Here is a 21,206-nt window from a genome sequence, read left to right as displayed (position 1 = left end):
CCTGCCCGCAAAAAATCCACGACCGAACATCATGCAACTCACCCCGAACGCCTGCTACACTTTCGCATGCGGCATGGCGCTCGGCCAGTCGTTCGTTGGTCGCAGATCAGGCGGAAGCGGCCAGCAGACCGTCATGCAACGTTGCCATCGCGGCCCCGCCGAACGTCGCACCGACGCCGACCAGCACCGGTTCGTCCAATCCATGCGCCAGCACCAGCGCCTCAAGCTCCTGCAAGGTGCCGCGGCTGCGCCTTTCCTGCGGCCGGGTGACGGCGGACACCACCGCCACGGGCGTGGACCCGCTCATGCCGTGGGCGATCAGGCGCCTGGCGATCTCGCCTGCGGTCCGCCCGCCCATGTAGAAGATGGTGGTGGCGGAGGGGTCGGCGACCGCGCGCCAATCGAGGTCTTCCGGCAAGCCGCCCTTGCGCGAATGGCCGGTGACGAAGCGCACCGACTTGGCGCAGTCGCGATGCGTCAGGGACACCCCGAGCGCGGATGCCATGGCCAGCGCCGAGGTGATGCCTGGCACGACATCGACGGGGATATTTTCGGCTTGCAGCCGGGCGATTTCCTCGCCGGCGCGGCCAAACACCATCGGGTCGCCCGACTTCAGCCGCACGACCCTGCGGCCAGCCTTGGCGAATTGCACCATCATGTCGTTGATGTCTTCCTGCCGGCAGCTCGTGCGGCCGCCGCGCTTGCCGACGAGAAGGCGCTTGGCCTCGCGACGGGCAAGTTCGAGCACTTCGGGCGACACCAGATCGTCGAACAGGATGACGTCCGCGGCCTGCAAGGCCCGCACCGCCTTCAGCGTCAGCAGTTCTGCATCGCCCGGGCCTGCGCCCACCAGCGTGACCCGGCCTGTGCCGGTGCCTTCGAAGACGAGCCGATCCGCATCCGCCAGCAGCGTGGTGTCCACTTGTTCAGCCGGCGCGCCGGAAAAGGCGCGATCGACGAAGCGTTCCCAGAAGCTGCGGCGCGACGAAGCAGCCGGAAGTGTGTCGAGCACGGCCGCGCGCATGGATTGCGCCAATTGCGCCCAGCCGGCAAGCGAGGCCGGCAGCAGCGTTTCGATACGCCGTCGCACCGCTTGCGCCAGGATGGGGGCAGCGCCCGCAGTCGAGATGCCGATCACCAGCGGTGAACGGTTGACGATGGAGCCGAACTGGAACTGGCAGAACTCCGGCTTGTCGATGACGTTGACCGGAACGCCGGCAAGCCGAGCGGCATCGTAGAAGGCCTGCGCCTCCGCTGGGGTCTCCGCGTCAGCTATGGCTATGGCTGCGTCTTCGAGGTCGCTCGAAGTCCACTCGCGCGGGTGATGGAAGATGCGGTCGGCGATCTGAGCAAAGCCATCGCTCAGGGCGTCAGGCTGCGCATAAAGATGCACCTGGGCGCCGGCCGCGGCGAGAAGTTCGGCCTTCCAGCAGGCAGCCTCCGACCCGCCAGCGACGATAGCGCGCTTGTCTTCGAGGGCGAAAAACACCGGCAGGACCGACAGCTTTCCGATCCGCTCGCGGCGGCTTGCGTCATTCGGCTGCCTGGAGACGATTTGCATCGATGATCCCCTTGATCTCTGAGCGGCAGGAGCCGCAATTGGTGCCGGCCTTGAGCGTCTGCCCGATGGCCTCGACAGTGGAACAGCCGGAGGCGATGGCTGCGGTGATCTGGTTGACGCCGACGGAAAAGCAGGAGCAGACCGTTGCACCCGGATCGGGGCGGTCGGCGCCGGCACGTCCCGCCACGACGCGGAAGCGTTGCGGCTGGTTTTCATGGGTCGCGCTCAATTGCTCGGCCGCCCAGGCGCGAGACACCGCCACCGGTTCCGGCGCGATGAACAGCGCGCCTTTAAGTATCGGTCCGTCGAATGCCGCCAGTCGAAACCGGCCGGCGGACTGGTCCTGATAGGCGAGGCGGTCGGCATCCTCGGGCATCTGCAGGAGGCTTGATGCGAAGCCTACCCAATCTTTCCTGGCCTCGGTGAAGGCGAGTTCCACCCGCCACCCGCTGGTGCATTTGGCGATGGCCCAATAGTCGGCGTCGATCGTCTCCGGCCGCTCGCGCATCACTGCGAAGCCGAAGGCCGATGCGGCGAGCTTGTGCATCCTGATGTCGATTTTCTTCGACGCCGGCTGACCGGAGATCGGATCGACCACCGCCGGCGCGAGCGTGTCGATGCGGGCGTTGGATGCGAACTGGTCGGTCCAGTGCATCGGCGCAAAGACGCTGCCGCGCCGCTGCCGCATCGTCACCAAAGCCCGAACCACCACGCTGCCATGCGGGCTTTCCAGCCGGACCAGATCGGCATCGGCGATGCCATGCAGAGCCGCGTCGAGGGGGTGGATTTCGGCGAAGGGCTCGGCGATGTGTTGCGACAGACGTGGACTTTTGCCGGTCCGTGTCATGGTGTGCCAATGGTCGCGAATGCGCCCGGTGTTCAGCGTCAGCGGATAGGCGGGGTTGGGCGCAGCCTTTTCGTGAGCCCGGACGGCTATGAAGCGCGCCTTGCGGTCGGGCGTGTAGAAATGGCCGTTATCAAAAAACCGGATGCTCTCACGCCCCTCTGGCCGGGCCGGCCATTGGAAAGGCTGCATCGCTTCGTAGGCTTCTGCATCGATCCCGGCATAGCGGCCGATGTCGAAATCGCGCGCGCCGCCATTCTCGAAATCCGAAAGTGCCGCATGCTCGGCAAACACCGCGGCCTGATGCTGATGGTCGAACGCCTCGGCAAATCCCATGCGACGGGCGACGTCGGCAATGATGCGCCAGTCGGGGCGGGCTTCGCCGGGCAGCGGCAGGAAGGCGCGCTGCCGCGAAATCCGGCGTTCGGAATTGGTCACGGTGCCGTCCTTCTCGCCCCAGCCGGCGGCCGGCAGCCGGACATGGGCATGACGCGCCGTGTCGGTGCGGGCGAGCACGTCCGACACCACGACGAAGGGGCATGCGGCGAGGGCTGCCTGCACGGCGTCCGCCTCGGGCATGGAATCGACGGGGTTGGTCGCCATGATCCACAGAGCCTTGATACGACCGTCGCCGACGGCGCGGAACAGGTCGACCGCCTTGAGGCCGGGCTTCTCCGCAATTGCGGGCGATGCCCAGAAGCGCTGAACTCGGTCGCGATGCTCGGAGTTCTCGATGTCCATATGGGCGGCGAGCATATTGGCGAGTCCGCCGACCTCGCGGCCGCCCATGGCGTTGGGTTGTCCGGTAATGGAGAACGGACCCGCGCCCGGCTTGCCGATGCGGCCGGTTGCGAGGTGGCAGTTGATGATGGCGTTCACCTTGTCAGTGCCGGAGACCGACTGGTTGACGCCCTGGCTGTAGACCGTCACCGTCTTTTCGCTTGCCGCAAACAGCGCGTAAAACGCCGACAGCGTTTCGGGCGAAAGCTCGGTCCATGCAGCGACATCGGCCAGGGATGGCGCTGCCGCCAGCGCTTCGTCGAAACCATTGGTGTGGGCAGCAATATAGTCGCGGTTAAGGCGATCTTTGGCGGCGAGATAGCCGAGCAGGCCGGAGAACAGCGCGACATCGCCGTCGGGAGCGATTGCGAGATGCATCTCAGCGATATCGGCGGTCATCGTCCGGCGCGGATCGATGACCACGATCTTCATGCCGGGCCGTTTGTCCTTGGCGGCGACGATCCGCTGGTAGAGAACGGGGTGGCACCACGCCAGATTGGACCCCACCAAAACGACCAAATCGGCCTTTTCGAGGTCCTCATATGTGCCCGGCACGGTGTCCGAACCGAAGGCGCGACGGTGTCCCGCGACCGAAGAAGACATGCAAAGCCGCGAGTTCGTGTCGATGTTCGCCGAGCCGATGAACCCCTTCATCAGCTTGTTGGCAAGGTAGTAATCCTCGGTCAGCAACTGCCCCGAGACGTAGAAGGCGACCGAGTCAGAGCCATGTTTTTCAATGGCTTGCGAGAACTTGCTGGCAACCAGGTCGAGCGCGTCGTCCCAATTCGTGCGCTTGCCGCCGATTTCGGGATGCAGCAGGCGTCCGTCGAGATCTATGATCTCGGCCAAAGCCGATCCTTTTGAGCACAGCCGGCCGAAATTGGCGGGATGAAGGGGGTCGCCGCGGACGGTGACGGCACCATCCGCGGCGACCTTGGCCAGCACGCCGCAACCCACCCCGCAATAGGGGCAGGTGGTCCTCACCTCGCGCGCCTGGGTCATACTTTTTCTCCTAAGCCGCCCGCGAGGCGAGCGCTTCGAGCGCGATAAACAGCTGCTCGCCCTCGATCCTGACCGGGATGGTGCGCACCGAGCCTTCGTCCGCGCCCAGCGCTTTGCCGGTTTCGAGGCTGATCACCCAGTTGTGCAGCGGGCAGGTAACGGCTGCGCCATGGACGATGCCCTGGCTGAGCGGACCGCCCTTGTGCGGGCAGTGGTCGTCTATGGCGAAGACCTGGTTCTCGGCGGTGCGGAACACCGCGATCTTGCCGTCCGGTGTCTTGACGCAGCGCGCGCCGCGCAGCGGGATGTCGGTCAGCAGGCCGATGGAAATCCAGTTGACGGTCATCGCTCTACTCCGCAGCCTGGGCGAAACCGACGGTAGCCATCGGCTTGAACTCGTGCTTGTCCTTGCCGGAGACGCGCTCCGACCATGGATCGACCTGGGCAAATTTCTGGGAAAAGACGAAGCGCTCGTAATAGCCCCGACGCTTGTCCGCATCGGCCATGATCTGGCGGCGGATTTCGTCCAGTCCGATGCGTTTGGCCCATTTGTAGATGCGTTCGAGATAGCGGCCCTGCTCGCGATACATCTGCGCCAGCGCCACAATGTATTCCAGCGCCTCGTCCTCGGTGTGGACCAGGCCTAGAACCTCGGTGCCCTTGATATCGAGGCCCGCGGCACCGGCGAAATGGATCTCGAAGCCGGAATCCACGCAGATGACGCCGATATCCTTGCAGGTGGCTTCCGCGCAGTTGCGAGGACAGCCAGAGACTGCGAGCTTCAGCTTGGCCGGCGTCCACGAGCCCCACATGAATTTTTCCAGCCGGATGCCGAGCCCGGTGGAATCCTGCGTGCCGAAGCGGCACCAATCCGAGCCGACGCAAGTCTTCACCGTGCGCAGCCCCTTGGCATAGGCTTGGCCGGAGACGAAGCCTGCCTTGCCCAGATCCGCCCAGACGGCGGGCAGGTCTTCCTTCTCGATGCCCAGCAGGTCGATACGCTGGCCGCCGGTCACCTTGACCATCGGGATTTCGAACTTGTCGACGACATCGGCTATGGCGCGAAGCTCGTTCGAATTGGTAACGCCGCCCCACATGCGCGGGACGACGGAATAGGTGCCGTCCTTCTGGATGTTGGCGTGGATCCGCTCGTTGATATAGCGCGACTGGTAGTCGTCGGCATATTCGTCGGGGAAGTCGCAGACGAGGTAGTAGTTGAGCGCGGGCCGGCATTTGGCGCAGCCGCAGGAGGTCTTCCACTCCAGTTCCTGCATCACGGCGGGGATGGTCTTGAGACCTTTCGCCTTGATCAGGCGCCTGACATCGTCATGTCCCAGCGTGGTGCAGCTGCACATCGGCGTAACAGCGGCGGGGTTGTAGGCCGCGCCCAGCGTCAGGCTCATCAGCTGCTCGACCAGCCCGGTGCAGGACCCGCAGGAGGCGGACGCCTTGGTGTGGGCGCGTACATCATCGAGCGAAGTCAAGCCTTTGGAAGTGATCGTTGATGTGATCTTGCCCTTGCAAACGCCGTTGCAGCCGCAGATTTCCGCATCATCCGGCAAGGCTGCAACGGCCGCCATAGGGTCCAGCGGGGCACCCCCCTGGTAGGCCTGGCCGAAGATGAGCGTGTCGCGCATCTCGGAAATATCCGTCTGCTTCTTCTTGAGGTCGTTGAACCAGGCGCCATCGGCGGTTTCGCCGTAGAGCACCGTGCCGATGATGCGGTTTTGTTGCAGCACGAGGCGTTTGTAGATGCCGGCGGTGGCGTCGCGCAGAACGATTTCCTCGCGGTCGTCGCCTTCCGCGAAGTCGCCCAGCGAAAACAGGTTGATGCCGGTGACCTTGAGCTTGGTCGGCGTGTCAGCATGCACGAAAGCGGCGGAGCGGTCGCCGGCGAGATGCGAAGCGGCAACCCGCGCCATTTCGTAGAGCGGCGCAACGAGGCCATAGACCATTCCATCGACCTCGGCGCATTCGCCGACCGAATAGATATCGCCGTCCGACGTCTGCATGCCGCTGTCGACGACGATACCGCGATTGACGGCGAGGCCGGCGTCCTTGGCGAGGCCCGCGCTCGGGCGGATGCCGACCGCCATCACCACCAGCGTGGCAGGAATGACGGTGCCATCGGCGAGTTCGACGCCCTCGACCTTGCCGTCGCCGACGATCTGCTTGGTGTTGGCCTTGGTGATGACCTTGATGCCGCGCTCCTCGACTGCGCGCTGCAGCAGATAGCCCGCCGCTGGATCGAGCTGACGCTCCATCAGCGTCGGCATGACATGCAGCACGGTGACGTCCATCCCGCGCGAAGCGAGGCCGGCAGCGGCCTCCAGTCCGAGCAAGCCGCCGCCGATGACGACAGCCTTTTCGCGCGACTGGGCAGCGAGAAGCATCGCCTGCACGTCGTCGAGGTCGCGATAGGTGATCACGCCGGGCAGGTCATTGCCGGGCACCGGGATGATGAAGGGCACGGAACCGGTGGCGATGACCAGTTTGTCGTAGCTTTCGGTCACGCCATGGTCGGAGGTCACGGTCTTGGCCGCACGGTCGATGGCGACGATCTTGTGGCCCTTGTAGAGGGTGATGCCATGCTGGATGTACCAGCCGTCGCCATGGATGACGATTTCCTCATAGCTTTTTTCGCCCGACAGAACCGGCGACAGCATGATGCGGTCGTAGTTCACGCGCGGCTCAGCGTTGAAGATGGTGACGGCGTAGCGGCCCGGCGCCTGCTCGAACAGGTGCTCCAGCATGCGGCCGGGGGCCATGCCGTTGCCGATGATGACGAGTTTCTCGGTCATGGGGATTACTCCGCGGCTTCGACGAAGCGGTGACGCTCGTAGAGGAATTTCAGCACCGCCTCGCGGCAGCGCAGATAGATGCGGTCCGATGCCAGCTCGATACGGCGGCGCGGCCGGGCAATCGGCACGTCCAGCACTTCGCCGATTCTGGCCAACGGGCCGTTGGTCATCATCACAATGCGGTCGGACAGAAGCACCGCTTCGTCGACATCGTGGGTGATCATCAAAACCGTGTTGCCCAGCTCGGCATGGATCTGCATGACCTGATCCTGCAGATGCGCGCGGGTTAGTGCGTCGAGCGCACCGAACGGCTCGTCGAGCAGCAGCACTTTGGGCTCCATAGCGAGAGCCCGGGCGATGCCGACGCGCTGCTTCATGCCACCGGAGATTTCCGACGGGCGCTTGTCCTTGGCGTGGCCCATCTGGACCAGATCGAGGTTGCGCATCGTCCACTCGTGGCGCTGGGCCTTGGACTTGGTCCGCGAAAACACCTTGTCGACCGCGAGCGAGACGTTCTCGTAGACGGTCAGCCATGGCAGCAGCGAGTGGTTCTGGAACACCACGCCGCGTTCGGGTCCGGGAGAGTCGACCACTTCGCCGTCGAGGAACACGACGCCGGAGGTGGCCTGCGTCAGCCCCGCCACGATGTTGAGCAAGGTCGACTTGCCACAGCCGGAATGGCCGATGATGGAGATGTATTCGCCCTTCTGTACACCGAGCGAGACCTGGGTGAGGACTTCGCTGCGGACGCCGTTGCGCTCAAAGGACTTGTCGACGAATTCAAGGGAAAGATAGGGTTTTGCCATCGGAATTGTCCTTCGATTACGCGTTTGCGGTGCCGCGAGTGACGATGCGGCCGAGGAAGGCGATGCAGCGGTCGAGCAGGAAGCCGACGAGGCCGACATAGACGAGCGCCACGATGATGTCGGAGATCAGCGAGGAGTTCCAAGCGTCCCAGATGAAGAAGCCGATGCCGACGCCGCCGATGAGCATCTCGGCCGCGACGATGGCGAGCCAGGAGAGGCCGATGCCGATGCGCAGGCCCGTGAAGATGTAGGGTGCCGCCGACGGCACCATGATCTTGGTGAAATATTCCAGCGGGTTCAGCCGCAGCACGCGGGCTACGTTGATGTAGTCGGTCGGGATGTTGCGGATGCCGACTGCAGTGTTGATGATGATCGGCCAGATCGCGGTGATGAAGATGACGAAGATCGCCGAGGGGCTGCCGTCGCGAAAGGCTGCCAGCGACAGCGGCAGCCAGGCGAGCGGCGGAACGGTGCGCAGCACCTGGAACACCGGATCGAGACCGCGCATGGCCCAATCGCTCTGGCCGACCAGCGCGCCGAGCGCCACGCCGGCGACAACAGCCAAGGTGAAACCTATCGCGACACGCTGGATGCTGGCGAAGATGTGCCAGAACATGCCCTGGTCGACGCCCTGGCCGACATAGAACGGGTTGACGATCAGCTCCCAGCTTTCATCGAGGACGCGGGTGGGCGAGGGCAGGCTGGATGTCGGCGAAGAGCACAGCACCTCCCACAGGACCAGGATCAGCGCGATGGTGACCAGCGGCGGCAATACGGTGCCGGCGACACGGCCGGCAAGAGCGGCGACATCGTATTTGCGCGCCTTGCGCGGTTCGCGGGCCAGGGCGATGATTTCGGCGTTGCGGGTAGGTGCCGCACCGTCGTTCAGTTTCAATTTGGTGACGGCCATGCCTGTCTCCTTGAAAGATGGGTGGGGCCGGCGCATTCCGCCGGCGGGTCTCGTCGGTTCGAAGGTCAGGCGATGCGCTTTATCGACAGGCTTTCGAGATAGGCCTGGGGATTTTCGGGATCGAAGGTCTTGCCGTCGAAGAAGGTTTCTACGCCACGCGACGTCGAGGCGGGCAGGTCGGTCACGCCGAGCGTTTTGGCGGCGTCGCGCCACAGATCCTCGCGGTTGACCTTGGCCACCAGCGCCTTCACATCGGTGCCGGGCTCGAACTTGCCCCAGCGTATGTCTTCGGTGAGGAACCAGCTGTCATGGCTCTGGAAGGGGTAGGATGCATGATCCTGCCAGAACTTCATCAGATGCGGGCTCTTTGCTTCGACCCGGCCGGTTCCGTAGTCGTACTCACCCTTCAGCCGACCGACGAGATCCTTGGGCGGCACATTGAACCAGGCGCGCTTGCCGACGATTTCGGCGAGTTCCTCCTTGTTGGCCATGTCTTCGCACCATTGCTGCGCTTCCATGACGGCCATGAGCAGAGCGCGGGTCGCTATGGGGTTCTTCTCGACCCAATCCGAACGCATGGCGAAGGATTTTTCCGGATGCTTGTTCCAGATCTCGGCGGTGTTGACAGCGGTGTAGCCGATGCCCTGGTTGACCAGTTGCGCGTTCCACGGCTCGCCGACACAGAAGCAATCCATGGTGCCGACCTTCATGTTGGCGACCATCTGGGGAGGGGGGACGACGATGGTCTCGACATCGGAGTCCGGATCGATGCCGCCGGCGGCGAGCCAGTAGCGGAGCCAGAGATCGTGTGTGCCGCCGGGGAAGGTCATGGCGACCTTGGCAGGGGCGCCATCGGCCTTCTTCTTGGCGAAGGCTTCCTTCAGCTTGCCGGCGTCGAGCCCGACCTTCAAATCCGCATAGGCCGAGCCGACCGAAATTGCCTGGGCGTCGAGATTGAGGCGGGCGAGGATCGACATGGGCAGCGGCTGGCCGTTCTGCGTCACCTTGCCGGCCGAGATCAGATAAGGCATCGGCGTCAGAATATGCGCGCCATCGATGCCGCTGCCGGCCGAGCCGAGTACGAGATTGTCGCGCGTGGTGCCCCAGGACGCTTGCTTGACCACGTCGACCTCGGTCATGCCATGCTTGTCGAAAAAGCCCTTTTCCTTGGCGATGATCAGGGGTGAAGAGTCGGTCAGGGCAATGAAGCCCAAAACCGCCTTGGTGGTTTCAGGACCGGCGCCCTGGGCGAAGGCACCGGATGGAAAGGCGGTCTTGATCGCACCGAACAGTGCAGTGGCGGCGGTGGTCTTCAAGATGCTGCGGCGGGACGGTTTTCCCGTCAGATTGATGCTCATCGAATTCCCCTTTGATCCCTGGCGGAATTTTGGACAAAAAAAACGTCGCTGGATTTCGTGCCGTCGGGAACGGAGGAATTCCCGGAAGACGAAAGCCTAGCGACGTCAGTGTCTTTGCGGGGCGCCTACTCGGTGTCCCGTGTCGCCCCAATCGCCATTGATCGGGACGAGAATAACGATGCAAGCACCGTGCCAGTTTGCTGAGAAACAACTAGTGAGCTGAAAACACAGTATTATTCGTTCAAAAATGCCACTGCATAAAAACGATGCAATGGCATTTTTGCATATATTTTCGGCGGTAGTTTTGTGCAGATGCGAACAAATCCGCCATGCGTCAGGCTTACAGGCGACGACTTGTGGAGGAAGAATGTGGCCCGCAGAGACGAAATCGGCGCGCGGGACCGCTGTCCAGCGCGCCGATTTCGAGAACGACGGAGCGATCAGGCTACGGTGAGCTTGACCTCGATATTGCCGCGCGTGGCGTTGGAATACGGGCAGACCTGATGCGCCTTTTCCACCAGTTCGACGGCCTTGTCGTGCTCGAAGCCGGGCAGCGTGATGGTCAATTCGACGGCGATGGAATAGCCGGGGCCATCGGCCTTTTCGCCAAAGCTCACGGCGGCATCGATGGTCGCCTCGTCGGGGATCTTGACCTTCTCGCCGCGCGCGACGGCCTTCAGGGCGCCAAGGAAGCAAGCGGAATATCCGGCGGCGAAAAGCTGTTCGGGATTGGTGCCGGGGCCGTCATTGCCGCCCATTGCCTTGGGCGTATCGAGCGTGACGGACAGACGGCCGTCGTCGGTCTTGCTGGTGCCGGTGCGGCCCCCGGTGGTGTGGGCATGGGCAGTGTAGAGGGCTGACTTGATCATGGCATTCTCCTATGTTGATGCCCATCATCTAGCGCACAATTTAATTGTGCACAATATAAAAATGTGATCTATAGAAATCTCTGCTTGCAAGGGAAGTTGCCATGACTGGGAGCGACGGCTCGATCAAACTCGACTCCATGCTTTGCTTTGCCGTCTACGCGGCGGGGCATGCGTTCACGCGATTCTACAAGCCCAGGCTCGAGGCGCTCGACCTGACCTATCCGCAATATCTGGTTTTCATCGTGCTTTGGGAACAGGACGACATCACCGTAAAGGCGCTTGGGGACAGGCTGTTTCTTGATTCCGGAACGATCACGCCGTTGATCAAACGGCTCGAGGCCCGCGGGCTGGTGACGCGGCGTCGCGACGAGGACGACGAGCGGCAGGTGCGCATCCGGCTAACGCCTGAGGGCCGCGCATTGCGCGAAAAAGCGATGGCTATCCCGCTTCAGGTGGCGGAAGGCACCGGCATGACGCTTGAGAGCGTCGAGCGGCTGCGCAAGGAGCTTCTGGACCTTCGCGACCAATTGGATGGCGGCAGCCGAGCCAAGGTGCCAGACTGACGCCTATCAAGTTTCGTCGCTTGCGCTGCTCGCCGCACGGCTACGCACCGGGAACCGCTCGACATATGTCTCTATCGACGCTGGATCGAAGGCGAAGCCGTCGATGAAGCGGTCGTTTTCTGCGACGCCTTCGGCGCCGAAATCATCCACGGCATCCTTGAAGCCAAGTGCCGTGCGGTAAAGGTCGGGGCGATAGGCGGAGGCCGCAAGCTTCTCGGCGGCTTTTGACGGAGCAATCTGCCCCCAGCGCACCATCTGGCTGTAAATCCACAGCGCCTGGCTTGGCTTGGGATAGTTGGCCTGCTCAGCGTGAAAGACGAAGTAGTCCTCTATGATGCGCTGGTGGCCTTGCGGATCGATGGTGAACTCGCCCGTCAGTACGCGCCGGATGATGTCGACGGGGGCTCCGACATAACGCTGGTCGGCCAGAACCTCCGACAGGGCGTCCCGATTCTCCGGGCGGTCGCACCAAGATGCCGCCGCATCCAGCGCCACGATCAGCCGCGACACGGTTTCGGGATTGCTCTCAGCCCAGTCGGGACGCATGCCGACGACCTTTTCCGGCGCTGAGGGCCAGAGATCCTGCTTGGCCGCGACGATGCGGCCGACGCCGCGTTCGGATGCTACCATGTTCCAGGGTGCGCCGACGCAGAAGCCGTCGATCGCGCCGGCCGCCAGCGCGTCCGAGGTCATCGGCGGCGGCACCACGACAAGCCGTGTATCCGTATCGGGATCGATGCCGCCGGCGGCAAGCCAGTAGCGGAACTCGTAATTGTGCGAGGAAAACGGATAGGTCACGCCAAAGCGGGGCAGGGGCTCGCCCTTGGCCTTCATCTCGGCAATGACACCAGCAAGCGCATGCGCATTGGCGAGCGCGCCGTCGTCGCCGGAAAGCCCGCCCGTCTCCTGCATGCGCTGATAAAGCCGGGTCGAGACGGTGATGGCATTGCCGCCCCGATTGAGCGCAAAGGGCGCGATGGTGGGCGAGGGGTTGGAACCGAGCCCGAGCATCGACGCCACCGGCATGGGCGACAGCATGTGGGCCACGTCGAACATGCGAAAGGCGAGGCGGTCGCGGACATTGGCCCAAGACGTATCCTTGGCCAGATCGAGCGTGATCCCCTCGCGCTTGGCGAAGCCGAATTCACTGGCCGCGATCAGCACCGAAGCATCGACCAGCGGAATGAAGCCGGCGCGCACGATCCTCGAGCCTGCGGAGCGCATCGATGCAGGTGCCGCCATTTTCTTCCGATCGCTGATGCCAGTCGTCATCTTGTTCACTCCGGCCTGCCGGCCATCCCTCACATCAGAAGATTAGCCGCCGTCACGATGCTTTGGGCGATGTCGGCCAGCTTTTTCTTCTCGTTCATCGCCGTCTGCCGCAAAAGGGCGAAGGCTTCCTCCTCCGGAATGTTGCGCATCTTCATGAGAATACCCTTGGCGCGTTCGACCACCTTGCGCTCTTCCAGCGCCGACTTCGCGTCGGCGAGTTCGCGCTGCAGCTTGCTGAAGGCGTTGAAGCGGCTCACCGCGACGTCGAGGATGTGCTTCACCCGCTCCTTCTTCAATCCGTCGACGATATAGGCCGAAACACCCGCCTCGATCGCCGACTGGATCGAACTCGCATCCGCCCGGTCAACGAACATGGCAATCGGGCGGCCGAGCGTCCGTGTCAGCTGGAACAGGTGCTCCAGCATATCGCGATTGGGGTTTTCCAGGTCGATGACGATGACGTCGGGCTGCAGATCCTCGATCTTGCGGGCGATGCCGTTGACATCGTGAACAAGGATGACGCGGTCATGGCCGGCCTCCCGCAATCCCGCCTCGATGATGGAGGCTCGGATGCGGTTCTCATCGATCACCAGAACGGTCAGCGTATCCCGAAGCATGGCACCATTTGGAGCCTGCAAAGAAATTGTGCAATGCGGCAGGTTGACCAATAGTCGTGCATTTAATGGATTTGATGAATTCGCTACAGCTTGAGCAGCTTCCGCGCATTCTCCTTGAGGATCATGGGGCGGACCTCGTCCTTGATCTCGATCTTGGCGAAGTCGGCCAGCCAGCGATCCGGCGTGATCGCCGGCCAGTCGGAGCCGAACAGCATTTTGTGCTTCAGCAGCGTGTTGGCATATTGCACGAGGATCGGCGGGAAATATTTCGGCGACCAGCCCGACATGTCGATGTAGACGTTGGGCTTGTGGGTTGCCACCGACAGCGCCTCCTCCTGCCAGGGGAAGGATGGATGCGCCAGGATGATCGGCATGTCGGGAAAATCGACCGCGACATCGTCGAGATGGATCGGGTTGGAGAATTTCAGCCGCATGCTCATGCCGCCGCGCATGCCGGCGCCGACGCCGGTCTGGCCGGTGTGGAACAGGGTGATCGCGCCTTCCTCGGCAATGGCCTCGTAAAGCGGATAGGCCATGCGGTCGTTGGGGTAGAAGCCCTGCATGGTGGGGTGGAACTTGAAGCCCTTGACGCCGAAGTCGCGCACCAGCCGTCGAGCCTCGCGCGCGCCGGCCTTGCCCTTCGCGGGATCGATGGAGGCGAAAGGAATCATGATATCGCTGTTGTCGGCGGCTATCTTTGCCACTTCCTCATTGTCGTAGCGGCGGAAACCGGTTTCGCGCTCGGCATCGACGGGGAAGATCACGCAGCCAATCTTGCGTTCGCGGTAATAAGCTGCCGTTTCCTGCACGGTTGGCAGCATGCCCTTGTGGCCCGCCGGGTTCTTGAAATATTTGGCCATGCCGGCCTGGAACTCGTCATAGCCGTCGTCGCGAGGGCCGCAGCACGGCTCCTCGGCATGGGTGTGGATATCGATGGCGATAAGGTCGTCGATGTTCATGCGGTTCCTCCCTCGGTGCTGACCCTTACAGCCCGATGAATTTGTGCAGCAGGTCCAGAAGCTGTTTGCGTTCGGCCGCGCTCATATTGGCGCCCACCCCATCCTCATAGGTGAAAAACCACTCGGCGGCTTCGTCGATCGCGGTCCGGCCCACGGCAGTCAGCGTCAGTTCGACTGCGCGTCGGTCTTCGTCTGGAATGCAACGTGACACCAAGCCCCGGTCTTCAAGAGCGCGGATCAGCTTGGTCATATGCGCCCGCTTGATCATCAGGCGCTGGCCCAGCATGCTTTGCCGAATGCCGGGATTGCAGCGGATCACCCACAGCACGGAGAACTCGCCCGGCCGCAGGTCCCGACCGCCCACTTCGGCGAAGAAATGCTCGTAGACCTTGAGCTGTGCCAGACGAAGCAGGAAGCCGAGCGCGCCGTTCAGGCGGTCGAGCTCGACATCGTCCGCAGTGCGCGCCAGCGTGTCCATCAGTTGTTCCTCAGGCCGACCCGGGCGCCTTGACGCGCGCCACTCGCTTTTCCAGGAAGGCGCGCAGGCGCTGCTCCGCCTCGGGGCTGGTGGCTGTGAAGGACGATATGAAGGACTCCACGAAAAGTCCGTCTTCTTTCGCCATGTCCTGAATTCGGGGAAGGGCGTTGATCACGGCATAATTGGAGATTTCGGCATTGCTCGCCGCAGCCTCCGCGAGTTGATGCGCCTTATCGAGTGCCGTTCCAGCGTCGACGACATATTGCGCAAGGTTCCAGCGCTCAGCCTCTTCGGCGGAAGCGACCCGGCCGGTCAGCATCATGTCGGTCATACGCGCTACGCCCGTCAGCCGCGCCACACGCACCGAGCCGCCACCGCCGACGAAAATGCCGCGCTGTCCTTCGGGAAGTGCAAAGAAGGCCGTCTTGTCGGCAACGCGGATGTGGGTTGATGCGGCAAGCTCAAGCCCGCCGCCGATGACTGCGCCATGCAGGGCAGAAATCCATGGAATGGTGCCATGCTCGATGCCGGAAAACACGGCGTGCCAGCGTCGGGAGCCGCGTACGCCTTCTATGGCTGTCTTGGTGACATGTTCGGCAAGGTCGAGGCCGGCGCAGAAATGATTGCCATGGCCGAACAGGACAGCAGCTTTCGCCTCCGTCTCCGCACGGGCAACCGCGGCCGCGATAGCTTCCACAAAGGCGTCGCTGATCGCGTTGCGCTTTGCCGGTCGGTTGAGCCCGACATGGGCTACATTGCCCTTCAGCTCATAGGTGACGAAGCCTTCTGCCGGTTGTGCGGCCATGCCTCTAACTCCTCCCGGGGTCGACATTCTTGTATCTCTAAAATGATCGTTTACAGAGAGATTGTTTCCTTGTAAACAATATTTAGGAGGAGCCATCGCGGCTCATATATAGCTTATCGCGAGAGTGACGTCTGGGAGGAGTCATGACCGAGAAGTCAGTCCGCAGCGTCAAGTTGTGGTCGCCGCTTCTGGACTGGAAGGTTCGGCCCGACGCATCCGTGCTCGTCTGGCGGAAGGACCCGCTCGGTCCCTATCCCGACAAGATCAACGACAGGCTCGTTCATTGGGCTGGCGCTGCGCCGGACCGCACATGGATGGCGGATCGTACGACCGATGGCAGTTGGCGCCGTGTGTCTTACGCCAAGGCGCTCGACAGCGTGCGCCGGTTGAGCCAGGCATTGCTCGATTTCGGCCTTTCCGTTGATCGTCCGCTCGTCATCCTTGCCGACAATTCGATAGAGCATGGCCTGATGGCGCTTGCCGCCCAGCATGTCGGCATTCCCTCGGCGGCGATTTCGCCAAGCTATGCCACCTTGGCCACGGACTTTGAAAAGCTCGCGGATATCGGCCGTCAGATCACCCCGGGCCTCGTCTTCATCGACAGCGGCGCACGTTTCGTCGAGGCGGCAGACCATGCCTTCGGGAACGACCTGCCGCTGGTGGCGCTGCGCGATCCGCCCGCTGGACGCAAAAACGCCTTCTCCTTCGAGCAATTGCTGCAAACACAGCCCGGTGCGGTGGTCGACGAGGCTTTCGCCAAGGTCGGCCCCGACACCGTCGCGAAATTCCTGTTCACCTCGGGCACGACAGGCTCGCCCAAAGCTGTCATCCAGACCCAGCGTATGCTGTGCTCGAACCAGGAGATGGTCGCCGACTGCTATGCCTATTTTCGCGACGAGCCGCCGGTCATCGTAGACTGGGCGCCGTGGAACCATACAGCGGCCGGCAACAAGGTGTTCAACCTCGTCATCTACAATGGCGGCACCTACTACATCGACCGCGGCAAGCCGACGCCTGCCCTGATGGACCAGACCATCGCCAATCTGCGCGACATTTCGCCGACCTGGTATTTCAACGTGCCGGCTGGTTACGAAATGCTGGTTCAGGCGATGCGCGAGGATGCCGGTCTGCGCGAGACGTTTTTCCGCGATCTGAAGCTGATGATGTATGCCGGCGCCGGCATGGCGCAGCACACGTGGGATGCGCTCAACGATCTGGCGGTGCAGACCGTCGGACAGCGGATTCCGCTGGGGACAGGCCTGGGCTCGACGGAAACCGGGCCGTTTGCAATCTACTGTACCGAACCGCAGGACAAGGCCGGAAATCTCGGCATCCCCGCGCAGGGCGTGACGATGAAGCTCGTTCCCGTAGACGATAAATACGAGCTGCGTCTCAAGGGTCCTAACATCACGCCCGGCTATTGGCGCAGCCCGAAGCTGACGGCGGAAGCCTTTGACGAAGAAGGGTTTTACCGGATCGGCGATGCCGTCAAATTCGCGGTGCCCGGCGACCCGCGCCAGGGCTTCTATTTCGATGGCCGCATAGCCGAGAACTTCAAGCTGGACACCGGCACCTGGGTCGCCGTGGGCAAACTACGCGCGCAACTGGTCGACCAGTTCGGCGGCCTGATCCGCGATGCCGTGATCGCCGGAGAAAACCGCGAAGAGCTTGGCGCGCTGGCCGTTCCGTTCATGCCGGCGTTGCGCAACCTGGCCGGCGATGCCGATCTGTCCGATGAGGCCGTCCTGTCACACCCCAGGGTGAGAGCCGAACTCGCAGCGCGCCTGCGCGATCATCAGAGACAAGCCAGCGGCTCGGCGACGCGCGTGATGCGGCTCATGCTGATGAAAGAGGCGCCTCGCTTCGAAAGGGGCGAAATCACCGACAAGGGATCGCTCAACCAGCGCGCCGTGCTGGCGCATCGAAAGGACCTCATCGAAGCCCTTTATGCCGGTGGAGCAGACGTGATCCGCGTCCAGAAAGAGGTCGCGGCATGAGGATCGACGGCTCAAGCGCACTCGTCACCGGCGCGGGCTCCGGCCTGGGCGAGGCGACCGCGCGGATGCTGGCTGGGCTCGGCGCCATCGTGCATGTCTTCGACCGCAATGCAGAGGCTGCTTCGAAAATCGCCGGCGAGATCGGCGGCGTGGCGCTTGCGGGAGACGTCACCAGCGAGGCGGATGCAACAGCGGCACTCGACACCGCTGCCAGGGCCGGCGACGGTCTGCGCATCCTCGTCAACTGCGCCGGTATCGGCGTTTCCGCCCGTCTCTTGGGCAGGGACGGCCCCATGCCTCTGGCCAATTATGAAACGGTCATCCGCGTCAATCTCATCGGCACCTTCAACATGATGCGGCTGGCGGCAGCCCGCATGGTCGAGACCGCTGAGCGCGAGGACAAGGGGCGGGGCGTCATCGTCAACACCGCCTCGGTCGCCGCCTTCGAGGGGCAGGTCGGCCAGGTGGCCTATGCCGCGTCCAAGGGCGGCATCGTCGCCATGGCGCTGCCTGCGGCGCGCGAGCTGGCGCGCTTCGGCATCCGCGTCAACACTGTGGCGCCGGGTATTTTTCTCACGCCGCTGCTCTACAATCTGCCCAAGGAGGCGCAAGATAGCCTCGCCTCGGCCATCCCGTATCCATCGCGTCTGGGCGATCCGGCGGAGTTCGCCGATACCGTGCGCTATCTCGTCGAAAACCAGTATGTGAACGGCGAGGTCATCCGCCTCGACGGCGCCATACGCATGCAGCCGCGGTGATGCCGATGTCCTTGTTCCAGCGACAAGCGGAATGGACGGCGGACCTGCTGCGCATCACGCCGGGCTGGCAGCGCGTGCAGGCGCTGCGTCCGGATTGCGATGACGTAACCGTCGCAACCATCCTGTCGCAGGCTGCCGCTTTCGCCGAGTCCGTGCTCGGACCGCTGAATACTAAAGCGGACCGGCAGGGCTGCGTTCTCGCAGAGGGACGCGTCCGCACGCCGGACGGATTTGCCGAAGCCTTCAAGGCTTATGCCGAGGCAGGCTGGCTTGGCATGGACCGGCCAGAGGCGATTGGCGGGCAGGCCCTGCCGCTTAGCCTGCAGGCTGCCTGCGCACCGCTGTTCGAGCGCGGCTGCGTCGCCTTGATGATGGCAGCGGGCGCAAGCCGTGCGGCGGCCCATCTTCTGCTCGAAGCTGCCGATGAAACCACAGCCTCGGAATGGGTGCCGAAGCTTGTCTCCGGCGAATGGGCCGCGACCATCTGCATTTCCGAACCCGATGCGGGCTCCGATGTCGGGCGGCTCCGTACCAAAGCTCGTCCTGTTGGCGAGGAATGGCATATAACAGGTTCTAAATGCTGGATTTCCTTCGGTGACCACGACATGGCAAGCCGCATCGGTCACTGCCTGTTAGCGCGGACCAGCGACGAGCCGGGGGTGAAGGGCATAAGCCTGTTCCTGGTACCGGATACGATCGACGGTAGACGCAACGGCGTGTGTGTCGAGCGCATCGAAGACAAGATGGGGCTGCACGGTTCGCCGACCTGCGTCCTCCGGTTCGAAGAAGCACGCGGCATCCCGATCGGGCCGGAGGGCAGGGGGCTGCCGCAGCTTTTCACCATGATCGAGCTGATGCGGCTGTCGACCGGCTGCCAGGGGCTGGGCATCGCCTCGGCGGCTGCCGACTGTGCCGAGAGCTACGCCGCCGAGCGTCGACAGGGCGGCCCGGCACACAAACCGCCAGTGTCCATTGCCAGCCATCCCGATGTGCGGCGTCAGCTTCTCGAAATCCGAACGCGCACCGAGATCCTGCGCGCGGCGGTGCTGGAGCTCGCCGTTTCGATGGACCTTGCGCGCATCGAGCCGGAGGGGGAGCAGCAGCGCGACCTGGCCGATTTCTGTGGCTGGATGTTGCCGCTGGTCAAGAATTTTGGAGCCGAGACGGGTTTCGACGTAGCGAACCGCGCCATCCAGGTGCTGGGTGGAGCCGGTTACACGAAGGAATGGCCGCTCGAGCAATATCTTCGCGACGCCCGCGTGATGTCGATCTACGAGGGCACCACCGGCATGCAGGCGCTCGACCTGCTCACGCGCCGGTTGTGGCGCGACGGTGGGAGGGGCCTCGACAGCTTCCTGAAGCGCGCGCGTCAAGATCTGGCTGATCTCGTCACGCTGGCGCCGCAGGACACGGAGACCGCGGGCCGCGTGCTGGACGATTTCGAGCGGTTGAGCGGCCAGATGATGGCGATGCAGACAACACCGGATCAGGCGCTCTATCTGGCCGATGCCTATCTCAGCGCAGCCTGGAACGCGCTTTTCGTCTGGATGACCGCACGGGTGGCGGCAGGCCGATATCGGGCCGATGTCATCGAGGAGGTCGCCGCCTGAGAAGTCGAGTGCATGACCATCAACCTGACGCGACCTGGCAACGGTCCGTTTCTTTTGGGAGGAAGACATGATGAAAAAGAGCTTGAAGATTTGGGCGGCGTCCGCGCTGTCTCTGACATTGATGGCCGGGTCGGCGCTTGCCGACATCACCATCGGCGTGACCATCCCCACCACCGGCCCGGGTGCGGCGCTGGGCATTCCGTTGAAGAATTCGATTGAGCTTTGGCCAACGGAAATTGCCGGCGAAAAGCTCAAGGTGATCATTCTCGACGATGCGGGCGACCCGTCCGCCGCGACGACGAATGCCCGCCGCTTTGCCAATGACGACAAGGTCGACGTGCTGATGGGTTCTGCCCTGACGCCGGCGGCTATCGGTGCGGCCGGCGTGGCGGCCGAGGTCGGTGTGCCGCATTTCGCTATCTCGCCGGTGCCGCCGCAGGTGGCCAAGGGCAAGTGGAGCTTCGTGCTGCCGCAATATTCGACCGTTCTTGCCAAGCGCATGTTCGCGCGCATGCAGAAAGACGGCGTCAAGCGCGTCTCCTTCATCGGCTTCGCCGATTCCTATGGCCAGCAATGGGTCGACGAACTTACCAAGACCGGCAAGGACTTCGGCCTGGAAGTGGTGGCTGACGAGCGCTATGCCCGCGCCGACACGTCGGTTTCCGGCCAGGTCTTGAAGGCGCTGGCGGCCAAGCCCGATGCCGTCTTCATCGGCGCCTCGGGGACGGGTGCGGCACTGCCGCAGATCGGCGTGCGTGAGCGTGGTTTCACCGGTCCGGTCTACGTCGTTTCCGGTGCGGTGACGTTCGAATTCCTGCGCATCGCCGGCAAGGCGGTGGAAAACACCATCTTCTCGTCCGGACCGGTCATGGTCGCCGAAGACCAAGCCGACGACTCGCCGACCAAGGCTGAGGGCCTTGCCTATCTCAAGGCATATGAAGGCAAGTTCGGCCCCAACACGCGGACGCAGTTCGGTTCGCATGTCTGGGACGCGATGGTCATTCTCCAGAAGGCCGTGCCGGTTGCGCTGAAGACGGCCAAGCCCGGCACCCAGGAGTTCCGCGATGCGCTGCGCGACGCCATTGAATCCAGCGGTCCCTACAACGCGACGCACGGCGTCTTCCAGTTCACGCCGGAAGATCATTACGGTCTCGATGAGCGCGGCGCCGTGCTGCTGACGGCCAAGGACGGCAAATTCATGATGCTGAAGGACTGA

18 protein-coding genes are annotated in these 21,206 nt (G+C 63.2%); 5 read left to right on the top strand and 13 right to left on the bottom strand.

Annotation, left to right across the window (positions count from 1 at the left end):
- Positions 1 to 106 precede the first annotated feature (106 nt).
- From cysG to ICI42_RS11955, 8 genes are all read right to left on the bottom strand, one after another.
- The gene (gene cysG / locus ICI42_RS11990) at positions 107 to 1,561 is read right to left on the bottom strand and encodes a siroheme synthase CysG (RefSeq protein WP_188164803.1); all 1,455 of its coding nucleotides are present in this window, start codon (positions 1,559 to 1,561) and stop codon (positions 107 to 109) included.
- On the bottom strand, positions 1,533 to 4,187 hold the full coding sequence (locus tag ICI42_RS11985; protein ID WP_188164802.1) for a nitrate reductase: 2,655 nt from the start codon (positions 4,185 to 4,187) through the stop codon (positions 1,533 to 1,535). The genes cysG and ICI42_RS11985 overlap by 29 nt, the downstream gene beginning before the upstream one ends.
- A 10-nt stretch (positions 4,188 to 4,197) precedes the next feature.
- Positions 4,198 to 4,533: a nitrite reductase small subunit NirD gene (nirD, locus tag ICI42_RS11980; RefSeq protein ID WP_188164801.1), complete on the bottom strand. Its 336-nt coding sequence runs from the start codon at positions 4,531 to 4,533 to the stop codon at positions 4,198 to 4,200.
- A 4-nt stretch (positions 4,534 to 4,537) separates the two neighbouring features.
- Complete coding sequence (gene nirB, locus ICI42_RS11975; protein WP_188164800.1) at positions 4,538 to 6,988, bottom strand: nitrite reductase large subunit NirB; 2,451 nt, start codon at positions 6,986 to 6,988, stop codon at positions 4,538 to 4,540.
- A 5-nt stretch (positions 6,989 to 6,993) separates the two neighbouring features.
- Positions 6,994 to 7,794 carry an ABC transporter ATP-binding protein gene (locus tag ICI42_RS11970; protein ID WP_188164799.1) on the bottom strand — a complete coding sequence of 267 codons (801 nt, stop codon included), beginning with the start codon at positions 7,792 to 7,794 and terminating at the stop codon, positions 6,994 to 6,996.
- A gap of 16 nt (positions 7,795 to 7,810) precedes the next feature.
- Positions 7,811 to 8,704 carry a nitrate ABC transporter permease gene (gene ntrB / locus ICI42_RS11965; RefSeq protein ID WP_188164798.1) on the bottom strand — a complete coding sequence of 298 codons (894 nt, stop codon included), beginning with the start codon at positions 8,702 to 8,704 and terminating at the stop codon, positions 7,811 to 7,813.
- 65 nt (positions 8,705 to 8,769) lie between these two features.
- Positions 8,770 to 10,062, bottom strand: a complete 1,293-nt coding sequence (locus ICI42_RS11960) for a CmpA/NrtA family ABC transporter substrate-binding protein (RefSeq protein WP_188164797.1) — start codon at positions 10,060 to 10,062, stop codon at positions 8,770 to 8,772.
- Between the two features lie 440 nt (positions 10,063 to 10,502).
- Entirely contained in the window at positions 10,503 to 10,931 is a 429-nt protein-coding gene (locus tag ICI42_RS11955) for an organic hydroperoxide resistance protein (protein ID WP_188164796.1), read from the bottom strand.
- Positions 10,932 to 11,032: 101 nt separating this feature from the next.
- Here ICI42_RS11955 and ICI42_RS11950 point away from each other — a divergent pair, with 101 nt between their 5' ends.
- A complete protein-coding gene (locus tag ICI42_RS11950; protein WP_188164795.1) occupies positions 11,033 to 11,494 on the top strand; it encodes a MarR family winged helix-turn-helix transcriptional regulator in 462 nt (153 codons plus the stop codon).
- Between the two features lie 6 nt (positions 11,495 to 11,500).
- Here ICI42_RS11950 and ICI42_RS11945 read toward each other — a convergent pair whose 3' ends face one another.
- The 5 genes from ICI42_RS11945 to ICI42_RS11925 all read right to left on the bottom strand — a co-directional run bounded on the left by ICI42_RS11945 (position 11,501) and on the right by ICI42_RS11925 (position 15,625).
- Positions 11,501 to 12,775 (bottom strand): CmpA/NrtA family ABC transporter substrate-binding protein, encoded by a 1,275-nt coding sequence (locus tag ICI42_RS11945; protein ID WP_407945152.1) that lies wholly within the window; start codon positions 12,773 to 12,775, stop codon positions 11,501 to 11,503.
- A gap of 20 nt (positions 12,776 to 12,795) precedes the next feature.
- The gene (locus ICI42_RS11940) at positions 12,796 to 13,383 is read right to left on the bottom strand and encodes an ANTAR domain-containing response regulator (protein ID WP_188164793.1); all 588 of its coding nucleotides are present in this window, start codon (positions 13,381 to 13,383) and stop codon (positions 12,796 to 12,798) included.
- A gap of 83 nt (positions 13,384 to 13,466) precedes the next feature.
- Complete coding sequence (locus ICI42_RS11935) at positions 13,467 to 14,342, bottom strand: amidohydrolase family protein (RefSeq protein ID WP_188164792.1); 876 nt, start codon at positions 14,340 to 14,342, stop codon at positions 13,467 to 13,469.
- A 25-nt stretch (positions 14,343 to 14,367) separates the two neighbouring features.
- Positions 14,368 to 14,820: a MarR family winged helix-turn-helix transcriptional regulator gene (locus ICI42_RS11930; RefSeq protein ID WP_188164791.1), complete on the bottom strand. Its 453-nt coding sequence runs from the start codon at positions 14,818 to 14,820 to the stop codon at positions 14,368 to 14,370.
- A gap of 10 nt (positions 14,821 to 14,830) precedes the next feature.
- A complete protein-coding gene (locus tag ICI42_RS11925; protein WP_188164790.1) occupies positions 14,831 to 15,625 on the bottom strand; it encodes a crotonase/enoyl-CoA hydratase family protein in 795 nt (264 codons plus the stop codon).
- Positions 15,626 to 15,768: 143 nt separating this feature from the next.
- Between ICI42_RS11925 and ICI42_RS11920 the strand changes: the two genes are divergently transcribed.
- From ICI42_RS11920 to ICI42_RS11905, 4 genes are all read left to right on the top strand, one after another.
- Entirely contained in the window at positions 15,769 to 17,622 is a 1,854-nt protein-coding gene (locus ICI42_RS11920; protein WP_188164789.1) for a feruloyl-CoA synthase, read from the top strand.
- A complete protein-coding gene (locus ICI42_RS11915; protein WP_188164788.1) occupies positions 17,619 to 18,380 on the top strand; it encodes an SDR family NAD(P)-dependent oxidoreductase in 762 nt (253 codons plus the stop codon). Before ICI42_RS11920 ends, ICI42_RS11915 begins: the two co-directional genes overlap by 4 nt.
- A gap of 5 nt (positions 18,381 to 18,385) precedes the next feature.
- Entirely contained in the window at positions 18,386 to 19,990 is a 1,605-nt protein-coding gene (locus ICI42_RS11910; protein ID WP_188164787.1) for an acyl-CoA dehydrogenase family protein, read from the top strand.
- A gap of 70 nt (positions 19,991 to 20,060) precedes the next feature.
- Positions 20,061 to 21,206, top strand: a complete 1,146-nt coding sequence (locus tag ICI42_RS11905; protein WP_188165063.1) for an ABC transporter substrate-binding protein — start codon at positions 20,061 to 20,063, stop codon at positions 21,204 to 21,206.

It is taken from the genome of Oryzicola mucosus, assembly GCF_014534685.1.
Classification (GTDB): Bacteria; Pseudomonadota; Alphaproteobacteria; order Rhizobiales; family Rhizobiaceae; genus Oryzicola; species Oryzicola mucosus.
This window is presented reverse-complemented; position numbering and strand designations above follow the sequence as displayed.

Excerpts from the sequence above, each read along its gene's own strand:
- cysG (WP_188164803.1), bottom strand. The coding sequence starts at position 1,561 with ATGCAAATCGTCTCCAGGCAGCCGAATGACGCAAGCCGCCGCGAGCGG.
- ICI42_RS11985 (WP_188164802.1), bottom strand. The coding sequence starts at position 4,187 with ATGACCCAGGCGCGCGAGGTGAGGACCACCTGCCCCTATTGCGGGGTG.
- nirD (WP_188164801.1), bottom strand. The coding sequence starts at position 4,533 with ATGACCGTCAACTGGATTTCCATCGGCCTGCTGACCGACATCCCGCTG.
- nirB (WP_188164800.1), bottom strand. The coding sequence starts at position 6,988 with ATGACCGAGAAACTCGTCATCATCGGCAACGGCATGGCCCCCGGCCGC.
- ICI42_RS11970 (WP_188164799.1), bottom strand. The coding sequence starts at position 7,794 with ATGGCAAAACCCTATCTTTCCCTTGAATTCGTCGACAAGTCCTTTGAG.
- ntrB (WP_188164798.1), bottom strand. The coding sequence starts at position 8,704 with ATGGCCGTCACCAAATTGAAACTGAACGACGGTGCGGCACCTACCCGC.
- ICI42_RS11960 (WP_188164797.1), bottom strand. The coding sequence starts at position 10,062 with ATGAGCATCAATCTGACGGGAAAACCGTCCCGCCGCAGCATCTTGAAG.
- ICI42_RS11955 (WP_188164796.1), bottom strand. The coding sequence starts at position 10,931 with ATGATCAAGTCAGCCCTCTACACTGCCCATGCCCACACCACCGGGGGC.
- ICI42_RS11950 (WP_188164795.1), top strand. The coding sequence starts at position 11,033 with ATGACTGGGAGCGACGGCTCGATCAAACTCGACTCCATGCTTTGCTTT.
- ICI42_RS11940 (WP_188164793.1), bottom strand. The coding sequence starts at position 13,383 with ATGCTTCGGGATACGCTGACCGTTCTGGTGATCGATGAGAACCGCATC.
- ICI42_RS11935 (WP_188164792.1), bottom strand. The coding sequence starts at position 14,342 with ATGAACATCGACGACCTTATCGCCATCGATATCCACACCCATGCCGAG.
- ICI42_RS11930 (WP_188164791.1), bottom strand. The coding sequence starts at position 14,820 with ATGGACACGCTGGCGCGCACTGCGGACGATGTCGAGCTCGACCGCCTG.
- ICI42_RS11925 (WP_188164790.1), bottom strand. The coding sequence starts at position 15,625 with ATGGCCGCACAACCGGCAGAAGGCTTCGTCACCTATGAGCTGAAGGGC.
- ICI42_RS11920 (WP_188164789.1), top strand. The coding sequence starts at position 15,769 with ATGACCGAGAAGTCAGTCCGCAGCGTCAAGTTGTGGTCGCCGCTTCTG.
- ICI42_RS11915 (WP_188164788.1), top strand. The coding sequence starts at position 17,619 with ATGAGGATCGACGGCTCAAGCGCACTCGTCACCGGCGCGGGCTCCGGC.
- ICI42_RS11910 (WP_188164787.1), top strand. The coding sequence starts at position 18,386 with ATGTCCTTGTTCCAGCGACAAGCGGAATGGACGGCGGACCTGCTGCGC.
- ICI42_RS11905 (WP_188165063.1), top strand. The coding sequence starts at position 20,061 with ATGAAAAAGAGCTTGAAGATTTGGGCGGCGTCCGCGCTGTCTCTGACA.